11 protein-coding genes are annotated in these 12,522 nt (G+C 33.0%); 7 read left to right on the top strand and 4 right to left on the bottom strand.

What is annotated here, in order from left to right:
- Window positions 1-113: 113 nt before the first annotated feature.
- Window positions 114-2,315: a RecQ family ATP-dependent DNA helicase gene (locus HM992_RS09610; protein WP_178984773.1), complete on the bottom strand. Its 2,202-nt coding sequence runs from the start codon at window positions 2,313-2,315 to the stop codon at window positions 114-116.
- Window positions 2,316-2,403: 88 nt separating this feature from the next.
- Between HM992_RS09610 and HM992_RS09605 the strand changes: the two genes are divergently transcribed.
- From HM992_RS09605 to HM992_RS09585, 5 genes are all read left to right on the top strand, one after another.
- Entirely contained in the window at window positions 2,404-3,369 is a 966-nt protein-coding gene (locus HM992_RS09605) for a KpsF/GutQ family sugar-phosphate isomerase (RefSeq protein ID WP_179319512.1), read from the top strand.
- Entirely contained in the window at window positions 3,369-4,211 is an 843-nt protein-coding gene (tatC, locus tag HM992_RS09600) for a twin-arginine translocase subunit TatC (RefSeq protein ID WP_178984771.1), read from the top strand. The genes HM992_RS09605 and tatC overlap by 1 nt, the downstream gene beginning before the upstream one ends.
- A 3-nt stretch (window positions 4,212-4,214) precedes the next feature.
- Window positions 4,215-4,571 carry a carboxymuconolactone decarboxylase family protein gene (locus HM992_RS09595; RefSeq protein WP_178984770.1) on the top strand — a complete coding sequence of 119 codons (357 nt, stop codon included), beginning with the start codon at window positions 4,215-4,217 and terminating at the stop codon, window positions 4,569-4,571.
- A 74-nt stretch (window positions 4,572-4,645) separates the two neighbouring features.
- Window positions 4,646-5,386 (top strand): LPS export ABC transporter ATP-binding protein, encoded by a 741-nt coding sequence (lptB, locus tag HM992_RS09590; protein WP_178984769.1) that lies wholly within the window; start codon window positions 4,646-4,648, stop codon window positions 5,384-5,386.
- 50 nt (window positions 5,387-5,436) lie between these two features.
- Window positions 5,437-6,408 (top strand): carboxypeptidase-like regulatory domain-containing protein, encoded by a 972-nt coding sequence (locus tag HM992_RS09585; protein WP_179319511.1) that lies wholly within the window; start codon window positions 5,437-5,439, stop codon window positions 6,406-6,408.
- Between the two features lie 182 nt (window positions 6,409-6,590).
- Here HM992_RS09585 and HM992_RS09580 read toward each other — a convergent pair whose 3' ends face one another.
- Together HM992_RS09580 and HM992_RS09575 are read right to left on the bottom strand one after the other, a co-directional pair.
- Window positions 6,591-7,472 (bottom strand): DUF808 domain-containing protein, encoded by an 882-nt coding sequence (locus HM992_RS09580; RefSeq protein WP_178984767.1) that lies wholly within the window; start codon window positions 7,470-7,472, stop codon window positions 6,591-6,593.
- A gap of 25 nt (window positions 7,473-7,497) precedes the next feature.
- Window positions 7,498-8,253 carry a CDP-alcohol phosphatidyltransferase family protein gene (locus HM992_RS09575; RefSeq protein WP_179319510.1) on the bottom strand — a complete coding sequence of 252 codons (756 nt, stop codon included), beginning with the start codon at window positions 8,251-8,253 and terminating at the stop codon, window positions 7,498-7,500.
- 306 nt (window positions 8,254-8,559) lie between these two features.
- Here HM992_RS09575 and HM992_RS09570 point away from each other — a divergent pair, with 306 nt between their 5' ends.
- Together HM992_RS09570 and HM992_RS09565 are read left to right on the top strand one after the other, a co-directional pair.
- Entirely contained in the window at window positions 8,560-9,633 is a 1,074-nt protein-coding gene (locus tag HM992_RS09570) for a putative type IX sorting system protein PorV2 (RefSeq protein WP_179319509.1), read from the top strand.
- Between the two features lie 8 nt (window positions 9,634-9,641).
- Window positions 9,642-10,808 carry a lipoprotein N-acyltransferase Lnb domain-containing protein gene (locus HM992_RS09565; protein ID WP_179319508.1) on the top strand — a complete coding sequence of 389 codons (1,167 nt, stop codon included), beginning with the start codon at window positions 9,642-9,644 and terminating at the stop codon, window positions 10,806-10,808.
- Between the two features lie 243 nt (window positions 10,809-11,051).
- Here HM992_RS09565 and HM992_RS09560 read toward each other — a convergent pair whose 3' ends face one another.
- Window positions 11,052-12,446: a sugar transferase gene (locus tag HM992_RS09560; protein WP_179319507.1), complete on the bottom strand. Its 1,395-nt coding sequence runs from the start codon at window positions 12,444-12,446 to the stop codon at window positions 11,052-11,054.
- Window positions 12,447-12,522 lie beyond the last annotated feature (76 nt).

Genomic DNA, 12,522 nt, shown 5'->3' with positions numbered 1-12,522 from the left:
AAAATCTCCTTAAGAACCAATTATTAAACTTTTTCACTTTTCACTTTAATCTAAATACCGACCTCTTTTCAATGAATACTGAGACTGCCTACTGAATACTGATCAGTGAACTCCTAATTAGCCACTTCACTCATAAACTTTATACGATACAAACGTAACTCTTCATCATCATAGTCTCCATCAAATTCTTCAATGGCATCATCTATTTTATCACTTTCGGATTCCATAAAATACTCATGAATTTCTTCTTGTTGATCTTCATCTAAAATATCGTCAATCCAATAATTAATATTTAATTTGGTTCCAGAAAACACAATAGCCTCCATTTCTTTTATAAACGCAGGCATTGCCATACCTTTTGAAGACGCAATGTCATCTAATGGCAATTTTCGATCGACATTCTGAATGATGTATAATTTTATAGCAGAGTTTGTTCCTGTGGATTTCACCACCATATCTTCTGGTCGTAAAATATCATTATCGGTAACATAATCGGCTATTAATCCAACAAAATCTTTACCGTATTTTTTAGCTTTACTTTCACCTACACCATGTACATTCGTTAATTCTTCAATAGTAATAGGATATTTTAAAGACATATCCTCTAATGATGGATCTTGAAAAATAACAAATGGAGGCACACCTAACTTTTTAGCATTTCGCTTACGTAAGTCTTTTAGCATTCCCATTAATTTCTCATCTGCAACAGCACCACCTCCTTTAGCATTAGTGACAATACCATCGTTTGAATCCTCATCAAACACATGGTCTTCTGCCATCATAAAAGAAGTTGGATTTTTAATAAAATCCTTTCCGGCTTCACTTAATCTTAAAACGCCATAAGTTTCAATATCTTTCTTTAAATAACGTGCTACTAATACTTGGCGAATTAAAGCCATCCAATACCGTGGATCTTTTCCTTTCCCAATTCCAAAGAAGGGTTGTAAGTCTGTTTTATGTGAAGAAATAAGCGCATTTGCATTTCCAACAAGAACTTGTACTAAATCTTTAGCTTTATATTTTTCATTGGTTTTTTCTACAGTCTCTAAAAGAATTTTAACATCATCTTGGGCTTCAGCTTGCTTTTTAGGGAACCGAACATTATCATCCATATCTCCGCCATCACCAGTTTCATTATCGAATTCTTCCCCAAAATAATGAAGTATAAATTTACGTCTAGACACTGAAGTTTCAGAAAAAGCAACAACTTCTTGTAGTAAGGCATGACCAATTTCTTGTTCAGCAACAGGTTTGCCTGCCATAAATTTTTCGAGCTTTTCTATATCCTTATATGCATAGTAAGCTAAACAATGCCCCTCACCTCCATCACGACCGGCACGACCAGTTTCTTGATAATAACTTTCGATACTTTTAGGAATATCATGATGAATCACAAAACGCACATCTGGTTTGTCAATACCCATTCCAAAGGCAATAGTAGCCACAACAACATCAGTATCTTCCATTAAGAACATATCTTGATGCTTTACTCTCGTTTTGGCGTCCAAACCAGCATGATACGGAACGGCTTTTACACCATTAACTTGAAGAACTTGTGCCAAACCTTCAACACGTTTCCGACTTAAACAATATATAATTCCAGATTTTCCTTCGTTTTGTTTCACAAAACGAATAATATCGGCATCTACATTTTTAGTTTTTGGACGTACTTCATAATATAAATTAGGTCTATTAAAAGACGCTTTAAATGTTACAGCATTTGGCATCCCTAAACTCTTCAAAATATCTTCTTGAACCTTTGGAGTAGCTGTTGCTGTAAGTCCAACAATTGGAATATTATCTCCAATACGCTTAATAATCGTCCTAAGATTCCGATATTCTGGCCTAAAATCATGTCCCCATTCACTAATACAGTGGGCTTCATCTACAGCCATAAACGAAATTTTGACGGTCCTTAAAAAGTCGACATATTCTTCTTTCGTTAACGATTCTGGAGCTACATAAAGCAACTTTGTAATGCCATTAGTAATATCATCTTTTACGCGTTTAACTTCCGTTTTGTTCAAAGAAGAGTTTAAAACATGTGCCACACCTTCGTGCTCAGACACAGCTCTAATGGCATCTACTTGGTTCTTCATCAACGCAATAAGTGGAGATACTACTATAGCAGTACCTTCAGCAATTAATGCTGGTAGTTGATAACATAAAGATTTCCCACCACCTGTTGGCATAATAACAAAAGTGTTATTTCCTGCGACGACGTTCTTTATTACTTCTTCTTGAAGGCCTTTGAATTCTGAAAATCCAAAGTACTTTTTTAATGCGGAGTGTAAGTCAATTTCTGCAATACTCATTAATCCCTATTGGTATTTTATATACATTTGCAACAAGTTTAAAGATAACAATTTCTTTAAACTTTGAAAACTCAATAAATAATAAGTTTTGAACACTAAGCAATCCATTCTAAAAACTGCAACCTCCACCATAAAATTAGAAAGCAAAGCCATAGACCATTTGTCTGAATTATTGACTGATGATTTTGCAAATGCCGTAGAGTTAATCTACAATTCTAAAGGTAGAGTTATTATCACAGGAATAGGCAAAAGCGCCATTATAGCTAACAAAATCGTTGCTACTTTAAATTCAACTGGTACTCCAGCTGTTTTTATGCATGCTGCAGATGCCATCCACGGAGACCTTGGATTAATTCTTGAAGACGACGTTGTAATTTGTATTTCTAAAAGTGGAAATACTCCAGAAATAAAAGTTTTAGTGCCACTTATTAAGAATGCAAATAATAAAATGATTGCGATTACAGGCAATATTGAGTCGTTTTTAGGTCAGCAAGCTGATTTTATTTTGAACACTTTTGTAACACATGAAGCTTGTCCTAATAATTTAGCACCAACAACAAGTACCACAGCACAATTAGTTATGGGAGATGCTTTGGCGGTTTGTTTATTAGAATTACGAGGATTTTCGAGCAAAGATTTCGCAAAATATCATCCTGGTGGAGCACTTGGAAAACGTCTATATTTAAGAGTGAATGATTTATCGTCTCAAAATCAGAAACCTCACGTTGGTTTAGAAACATCATTAAAAGAAGTGATTGTAGAAATTACCGAAAAAATGCTCGGTGTAACTGCTGTGCTAGATAATGAGAAAATTGTGGGTATTATTACTGATGGTGACTTAAGACGAATGTTGAGTAAAAGTGATGATTTTATGAATCTAAAAGCAAAAGACATTATGAGCAATAATCCGAGACGTATTTCGGAAGACGCGATGGCTGTTGACGCTAAGGAAGTTATGGAAGAGTTTGGCATTTCTCAATTGTTGGTAGAACATGATGGTAAATATTCTGGAGTAGTTCATCTTCACGATTTAATAAAAGAAGGCATTATATAATGGCGAAAAAGAATATAGATGAGATGTCTTTTTTAGATCATCTCGAAGAATTAAGATGGCATTTAGTAAGAGCAGTTGTTAGTGTTGTGATTGCTGCTACTTTAGCTTTTATTTTCAAAGATTTTATTGTTGGGATTATAATGGCACCAAAGCACATGGATTTCCCAACATACGTTGCACTCTGCGAAATGTCTAAGTTTTTTGGAATGGATATGTCATTTTGCGCTAAAGAGCTTCCCTTTGTTATTGAAGTGAGATCGGTTGGAGGTCAATTTTCTGCACATATCTGGACATCCATCTATGCTGGATTAGTCATTGCATTTCCGTATGTATTATATCAATTATGGAGTTTTATAAGTCCTGGATTACAAACTAACGAACGTAGAAATTCAAGAGGATTTATATTAATCGCATCATTCCTTTTCTTTTTAGGTGTTGCTTTTGGCTATTATGTCATTACTCCTTTATCATTAAACTTTTTAACTAACTATACCTTTGCAGAAGAAGTTTCAAATGCATTTGATTTGAGTTCTTATAATTCTATTGTGAGATCATCGTCTTTAGCTGCAGGGTTAGTTTTCGAATTACCAATAGTCATTTATTTTTTAACCAAGATTGGGTTGGTAACACCTCAATTTTTGAAAAAATATAGAAAATACGCCTTAGTTATAGTTTTAATTTTATCTGCGATTATTACTCCTCCTGATATAGCGAGTCAAATCATCGTAGCTATTCCTATATTAATATTGTATCAAGCTAGTATTTATATTTCGGCTATTGTAGTAAGAAATCAAAAGCGAAAAGAAGCAAGAGAAAATAAAAAATCTAAAGTTAAGCCCTAAATTATGTCTGACATTGTAAAAGAATTCAATGACTATCGTGCTAAAATGAATGATAAAATATTAGCCGATAATAACAAAATTGTAAAACGAATTTTTAATCTTGATACTAATGCCTTCCAAGAAGGAGCTTTAGACAAAAAGACCAAAGAACTTTTAGGTTTGGTCGCTTCTACCGTTTTACGATGCGACGATTGTGTAAAATATCACTTAGAATCATCTTATAAGGAAGGTTTGACCAAAGCAGAAATCAGTGAAGCCCTTGGTATTGCAACTTTGGTTGGTGGTACTATTGTGATTCCGCATTTACGTCGTGCACACGAATATTGGGATGCTATAGAAGAACACAACGCACAAGGTTAAACTTTTAATAAATTGATAGCCAAAGCCAATAGAATCTATATGATTTTATTAAATTTAGCGTTCTTAGACCATATATGAAGTTACGAGCAGAACATTTAATGAAGTCCTACAGCGGACGAAAAGTAGTAAAAGATGTCTCTTTAGAAGTTAATCAAGGAGAGATTGTTGGTTTATTGGGTCCGAATGGAGCTGGTAAAACCACATCTTTTTACATGATTGTTGGGATTATTAAACCTAATGGTGGTAATATTTTTTTAGATGATACCAACATTACCAAATACCCAATGTACAAACGTGCTCAAAACGGAATTGGCTACTTGGCTCAAGAAGCGTCGGTATTTAGAAAACTGAGTATTGAAGATAATATTTTAAGTGTGTTACAACTTACAAAACTAAGTAAGAAAGAACAGCACCATAAAATGGAATCGCTTATTGAAGAATTTGGCTTAGGCCATATTAGAACCAATAGAGGAGACTTACTTTCTGGAGGAGAGCGACGTAGAACGGAAATTGCTAGAGCATTAGCAACCGATCCAAACTTTATATTATTAGATGAACCATTTGCAGGAGTCGATCCTGTAGCTGTTGAAGATATTCAACGTATTATTGCTAAGTTGACAAAAAAGAACATTGGTATTCTTATTACCGATCATAACGTACAAGAAACTCTTGCTATTACAGATAGAACGTATTTAATGTTTGAAGGTACCATTCTTAAAGCTGGTAAACCTGAAGAATTAGCGAGTGACGAAATGGTACGTAAAGTGTATTTGGGTCAAAATTTTGAGTTACGTAAGAAGAAGTTAGAATTCTAATTACTTATAAGCAGAACCATCAAGGCTCCTTAAACTTTCATCCCTTATAAATGAATTTTAAATATATTGTTTTAAGCTTATGTTTTCTTCTCAAGCTTAGTCCTATTATTGGGCAAAATGAAACTATCGTTACGGTTAGTGATCAATTAACAGCACAACCTATTGCATATGTAAATATCTCTTTTGGAGATAAAGATGGCATTTATACAGATAAAAATGGACAATTTGACTTAAGTCTTATCGCGTCTGATAGAATGCAACTCTCTGTGTTAGGCTTTGAAACAAAAACTATTTTTGTGGACTCCATAAAACAGCAACTCATAGGTTTAGATCCAATTGAAACAATGCTAGAGGAAGTTCTCTTATCTGATAAAAAACGAAAGTTTAAAACAGAAAAAACAAAATCCATTAACGATAAGGATTTCTTAAACTCGTACCGGAACCCTATCGGTAGTGAAATTGCTTGCTTAATTGAGAATAATTTTAGTGGTATGGATGTTCAGATAAAATCTGTCACCATCCCAAGCTATAATAAAACTATGGATTTTTCGGGCAAGAAAAAACAAGTTTTAAAGCGGCATCCATTTGCAACCTTGTATAGTATTGGTTTTTATACCAATGAAAATGGTTTACCTGGAAATGAAATTACGACGGAATCAATCACAATTCTATTTGATGAAAAGACGGATCAGCTAAAAATAGATTTAGAACAGCATCAAATTTACTTACCAAAAAATGGACTTTATATAGCGTTATTAAACTTAGGTCCTGCAGATGTTGAAGGCAATCTAATACCAACTTCACCATTTTATGAAAAGGAAACGAAGGAAGGTCTATATAAGTTCCCAAAGCATATTAAACCCTATTTCCCTGTAAATTATAGTGAAAGCAAAAATAACACCTATAGTCGGTCTCGCTTTGATAATGACAAAACATGGACATTGTTTTATCTCAATGAACATAAAAAAGACAGAATTAATAATATCACTTTAGGTACTGAATTAAAAGTCTTTGAAGATTAAATATCATTATTTTTAATACCTCCTAAGCGTTTCTTTTATGTCTTTTCAATATTGCATTAATAACATTTTGTATAATAAACGTTGGTAAAAAATACCAATGTAGGCAACTAATGAGTTTATGTATAGCATCCTACGCCATTGTTGGTGTTTTCCACCAACAAGTACAAAACAAAATTCAAATTCTAATGCCTCACACCTTTCTTAGGAAGCAATAACTTCACACCATTTACCAAAAGTAGACAAACAGCACCAGCTACAAGTCCAACAATAAAATCACGTAAAATTGATGGAATCTGCTCTAAAAAATGATGCATAAATTCTATATTATGAACAAAAATACCACCAGCCACTAATAGTAAAGCAATCGTACCAATAACAGATAAACTTCTAATAATTATTGGTAAAGCTTTGACTAAAACGGTCCCTAATCCAAATAAAAATCCGCTTTTACCATTGCTTTTACTTATAAATCTCAAACCCAAATCATCCATTCTAACGATTAAAGCGACGATGCCATAAACACCGACAGTCGCAATCAACGCCACAATCGAAACCACAATAATTTGAGTAACTATAGGCTCATTAACCACCGAACCTAAAGCTATGATAACAATTTCAACAGAAAGTATGAAATCCGTAACTACAGCCGATTTAATTTTTGCTTTTTCTAAATCTAAAAGTTCTTCTTCAGTATAATCTTTTTTAAGTTCAGCAGTCTCTTCTTTTGGATGCGGCACAATAAACTCATAGATTTTTTCAGCCCCTTCGTAGGCTAAGTACAAACCACCAAGAATTAATATCACTATTATAGCCCATGGGACAAAAGCACTTAATAAAAATGCCAATGGCAATATAATAAGCTTATTTAGCATAGAGCCTTTAGTGATAGCCCATAATACTGGGATTTCACGAGAAGACACAAATCCTGAAGCTTTTTCAGCATTCACTGCCAAATCATCACCTAAAATACCTGCTGTTTTCTTAGTCGTGATTTTGGTCATTGCAGCAACGTCATCCATTATAGCTGCTATATCATCGAGTAATGCAAAAAATCCTGAAGCCATTTATTATCTTTAAGTTTGGGTAAAATTAAATTTTAGATTGCGTCACTAAAGAAAGTACAATATATAAACCAATCACTAGCGGAATTGCTGCAAAATGTAACACAATCAAAAGGACTACACTCAGTATTAAAAATATATAACGTACGGCATTATCCTTAAATCCCCAATTTTTAAATTTTAAAGCAAATAATTTGATGTTAGAGTTTAAAAGATAACAACTCAATAGTGTTAAACTAATTAAAAACCATTTATTATAAATTACGGAATTTATAAGGTCGTTATTCTGATACTCTAAAATAAGTGGTAATGATAATATCACCAATGTATTTGCAGGTACAGGTAAACCTTTAAAATAGGTTTGCTGATCTTCATCTAAATTAAATTTAGCCAAGCGATAAGCTGATGCCAATGTGATAAATAAACCAATCAAAGGTAGTACAGGTAATTGAAACTCTTCCCAATGAAAAACGGAATTCCAGCTATCAGAATTCACACCTAATTTTGGAGAATTTGTGGCTTCAGAAATCAATTGAAACATTATAATTCCTGGTACTACACCACTTGTTACCAAATCGGCTAAGGAATCTAACTGAATACCTAAAGGGCTTTGCACATTGAGTTTTCGGGCTAAAAGGCCATCAAAAAAATCAAAAAACACCCCTAAAAACACAAAAATAGCAGCCGCAATAAAATTACCATTTACAGCAAAAATTACAGCAATACAACCAGAGAATAAGTTGAGAAGTGTAACAATATTAGGGATGTGTCTTTTAAAACTCATAGATGTATTTTTTGTAAAAATATAAAAGAATTTTTGTCTAATCTCATATTATTTTCAATTTACATGAAAAGAAAACAATAAGAACAGACTTCTAGAGTTTAATAGATAGAAAAATATTATGCATCTTTGTAAAAAAATTTTGCTGTTGAAAAGTTACTATGTAATTCTCTTATACCAAATTGAACAACTAATGTCGTATAAAGAAATTGAATTATTTTTAGATTAATTGAAATTACAAATTCTTAGCATAGCATTTGTTACGGTAACAATTTTTAATAAAAATTAAGCTAAAAAGAAACAATTTATATGCAACATTATGTGTTTAGTTTGGTATTGACACTTGCTACCCTTACAGTTTCTGCGCAAACGACGCGAAAATATTCTAATGAATTCATGAATATTGGTGTTGATGCTGCTGCTTTAGGTATGAGTAATGCCGTTGTATCCCAAACTGATGATGTGAATTCTGGCTATTGGAATCCAGCAGGATTGGTACACCTTGAAGATACTCAGTTGGCATTAATGCACTCTAGTTATTTTGCTAACATAGCCAATTACAACTATATCGCTTATGCCATGCCTTTAGATAATAAAAGTGCTGTAGGCTTATCTCTCATTAGATTTGGAGTTGATGACATTTTAGATACGACACAGTTAATAGATGATCAAGGCAATATTAATTACGACAGAATAAGTACTTTTTCTACTGCAGATTATGGTCTCACGTTTTCATATGCTAGAAAATTACCTTTAGATGGATTAAATTTTGGGGTGAATGCTAAAATTATCCGAAGAATTATAGGTGATTTTGCATCGGCTTGGGGTTTTGGTTTAGATGCAGGAATTCAATTTGAAAGCAAAAACAATTGGAAATTTGGTATCATGGCTAGAGATATTACAACCACGTATAACGCTTGGTCTATTGATGAAGAAAAATTTGAACAAATTAGCGGAGCCGTTGAAGGTGAAAACCAAGAGTTACCAGAAACAACTGAAATTACAATTCCTAAATTACAAATAGGGATGTCTAAAGAGTGGATATTTAATTATGATTACTCCTTATTGGCTGCTGCAAATCTGAATGTGCGTTTTGCCGAAAATAATGATATTATATCCACATCATTTGCGAGTATCAATCCGGCCTTAGGGTTTGAGTTTGGTTATACCGATTTAGTGTTTTTGAGAGCAGGAGTTGGTAATTTTCAAAATGAACTTCAAATTGATGATTCCGAACAAATAACATTCCAACCTAACTTCGGAGTGGGCTTTAAATATAGAGGTATTCAAATAGATTATGCGTTTACCGATATTGGAGACCAGAGTGCGGCATTATATTCTAATGTGTTTTCTTTAAAAATAGACTTTAGCGTCTTTAGATAGGTTTACTTATGAAATTAAAGTTACTCTCGTTTATTTTACTATTGACTATTGCTTCCACATTTGCTCAGCAATTTCAACTTTCTGACAACGCAAAAATATCGGTAATTACTATCGGACCTGGTGAATCGCTAAATGACGCTTTCGGACATAATGCATTCAGAATTAAAGATCAAAATCGAGGAATCGACGTTGTTTACGGTTACGGAGAGTACGATTTTGGCGCACCTAATTTTTATTTAAAATTCGCACAAGGAAAACTCAACTATCTTATTAGTAGACATAACTTCAGTAGCTTTTATTATGCTTATACCAATGCGAATCGTACGATTGAAGAACAGGTTTTAAACCTTTCTACTGAAGAAAAACAGAATCTATTCAATTTCCTAGAAAACAATTACAAACCTGAAAATAGACGGTATTTATATGATTTTTTCTATGATAATTGTGCCACTCGAATTAGAGATGTAGCACAAACTACAACAAATGGTAACCTAAAATTTATAACTCCTGAATATCTAGAGCCAAAAACATTTCGAGAACTTATACATGAGCAAGTCGGCTTAAATACTTGGGGAAGCTTTGGAATAGATATTGCGTTAGGATCTGTAATCGACAGACAAGCAGAAGCTGAAGAATTTATGTTTTTGCCAAAATATATACATGCATTTTTTGAAACCGCCGAAACAAGCTCTTCTGAACCTTTAATTAAAAACGCAACGGTGTTGTACCAAAAACAAGGCACAAATACGTCCAACATCCTATTCAGTCCATTAGTAGTAATTGGTCTAGTTGCTATCCTTGTTTTATTTATAACATATAAGGATTATAAAAGTAAGGCACGAAGCAAATGGTTAGACTTTTTACTTTTTAGTGTTACAGGAATTATAGGTGTCCTCATTCTATTTTTATGGTTTGCCACAGACCATTCTGCTACAGCTCAAAATTACAATGTATTATGGGCATTCCCGCTTAACATTTTTGTAATTGCTCAGCTACTTAAGCCAGAAGTTAAAACATGGTTTAAAAAGTATTTAAAATTTCTAATCATAATGCTTTGTTTACTAACCTCACATTGGATTATCGGTGTGCAAGTATTTGCTATAGGTTTAATTCCTTTGCTCATTGCATTATTGGTAAGATATATCTATTTAGTAAAATTATTTAATCAGAATTAGGCCTAAACACCTTACAATTTTAAATCGCTAATGTTCGATTAATAATTAGTAGAGAATTTGTGTTTATTTAATTAACCACATCAATCCTATTAAAACACCGGATTATCATAATTTGTAAAATAATTGGAAAGATCTCATAAAATGTAGTTTTCGCTATAAGGCATATATGATAATTTAGCCGTATTTCTTAATTTTTTCACACTTCACACTTCACACTTCACACCTTAACTCTTAACTAAAAACCTACTGCCCTCTATAATACAATATGGTACTTAAGGTTTTAATAACAATATTTAAGTCTAAGAATATACTTCTGTGTTTGATATAATACAAATCATATTGAAGTTTGGTTAGGCTATCATCCACTGAAGCACCATAGCGTGTACTGACCTGCGCCCAACCCGTTAAACCCGGATTAATGATATGTCGTGTTTCATAAAACGGAATAATTTGAGATAATTCATTCACAAAGAAAGGGCGTTCTGGACGTGGCCCAATAATACTCATCTCACCTTTAAGGACATTGTAAAATTGAGGAATTTCATCGAGACGAGAGCGTCTTAAAAACATTCCAAATTTTGTTATTCTAGAATCATTTTTTTGTGCCCACTTTACACCATCAGCTTCGGCATTAATCACCATACTTCTAAGCTTAAGAATATTAAAAGGCACACTATTTTTACCAACACGCTCTTGAGAATAAAATAAAGGACCTCTATTCCCTATGGCATTTCCTATTAAAATAAAAGGCAATAATAACACACCAATCGCTAAACCAATAAAGGCAAAAACGATATCAAAAGCACGCTGTGTAAACATGTAAAGTTTATTTTCATTACTGCGACTAAAAGGAAAGTATTTGTAGAAATCTTTACCCACGAATTGAATAGGCACTTTATGCAATAACTCTTCATAAACTTGAGTATAATCTCTAATTTTAAATCCACGTTCTAGCAATGAAATCAGATCGTGATACACCCCTGCCATGATGGCTTCTGAATTAAAACTAGCGACTAAAATTTCAGATATGTTTTCCTGTTTAATAGTCTCTAAAAAGTCTTTTGCTTCAAATTCTGGAAGCCCTTTGAATTTAACAGCCTCAACTGAAGAAGCTTCGCTATTAATAAAACCAACGATTTTATAATTGGGATCTGAAGTATTTAATGCCTTAATTAAACCTTGGATATTAGAAATTTCACCAACCAAAAGTACACGTTTATAAAAGCGTGGTGATTCGATTAAATTAGTGTAAAAAATACGCCATAAAGTAAGCGAAATAATAAGCGTTATATAGAGGTAAACAATCTGCAATCGCTCATCAGGTAAGTAAGGCGAAAGCACAGGGGTTAATAGGTAAAATAATACGACGGTAGAAACAGTAATCACTATATTTTTGAACGTAGTATCAAACTGACTGGCTTTTTGTAAGTCGTACATTTCAAAAATAGTGGAAAAAACAGCAAAATAAACCCCTAATAAAATTAAAGCAACATTATTGTCAATACTGACTTCAATATATTCAAAATCAAAATACAGGCTTAATAAATAGACTCCAATAAATACCATTACCAAGTCAACAACCCTAAGGAGAATCTTGCGTTCTGAAACTTCGAAATGTATACTTTTTTTATTCGACATCAAATAATTATACTTGCTGGTAAATATAAGGAGTCTTATAGAATTTCAACAATGCTTTTAGATTAAAGTCAAAATA

Origin of the sequence: Winogradskyella helgolandensis (assembly GCF_013404085.1) — a bacterium.
GTDB classification, from domain to species: Bacteria; Bacteroidota; Bacteroidia; order Flavobacteriales; family Flavobacteriaceae; genus Winogradskyella; species Winogradskyella helgolandensis.
This window is presented reverse-complemented; position numbering and strand designations above follow the sequence as displayed.

What these genes read in the sequence shown, in the direction of transcription:
- HM992_RS09610 (WP_178984773.1), bottom strand. Translation starts at nt 2,315, where the DNA reads ATGAGTATTGCAGAAATTGACTTACACTCCGCATTAAAAAAGTACTTT.
- tatC (WP_178984771.1), top strand. Translation starts at nt 3,369, where the DNA reads ATGGCGAAAAAGAATATAGATGAGATGTCTTTTTTAGATCATCTCGAA.
- HM992_RS09595 (WP_178984770.1), top strand. Translation starts at nt 4,215, where the DNA reads ATGTCTGACATTGTAAAAGAATTCAATGACTATCGTGCTAAAATGAAT.
- lptB (WP_178984769.1), top strand. Translation starts at nt 4,646, where the DNA reads ATGAAGTTACGAGCAGAACATTTAATGAAGTCCTACAGCGGACGAAAA.
- HM992_RS09585 (WP_179319511.1), top strand. Translation starts at nt 5,437, where the DNA reads ATGAATTTTAAATATATTGTTTTAAGCTTATGTTTTCTTCTCAAGCTT.
- HM992_RS09580 (WP_178984767.1), bottom strand. Translation starts at nt 7,472, where the DNA reads ATGGCTTCAGGATTTTTTGCATTACTCGATGATATAGCAGCTATAATG.
- HM992_RS09575 (WP_179319510.1), bottom strand. Translation starts at nt 8,253, where the DNA reads ATGAGTTTTAAAAGACACATCCCTAATATTGTTACACTTCTCAACTTA.
- HM992_RS09570 (WP_179319509.1), top strand. Translation starts at nt 8,560, where the DNA reads ATGCAACATTATGTGTTTAGTTTGGTATTGACACTTGCTACCCTTACA.
- HM992_RS09565 (WP_179319508.1), top strand. Translation starts at nt 9,642, where the DNA reads ATGAAATTAAAGTTACTCTCGTTTATTTTACTATTGACTATTGCTTCC.
- HM992_RS09560 (WP_179319507.1), bottom strand. Translation starts at nt 12,446, where the DNA reads ATGTCGAATAAAAAAAGTATACATTTCGAAGTTTCAGAACGCAAGATT.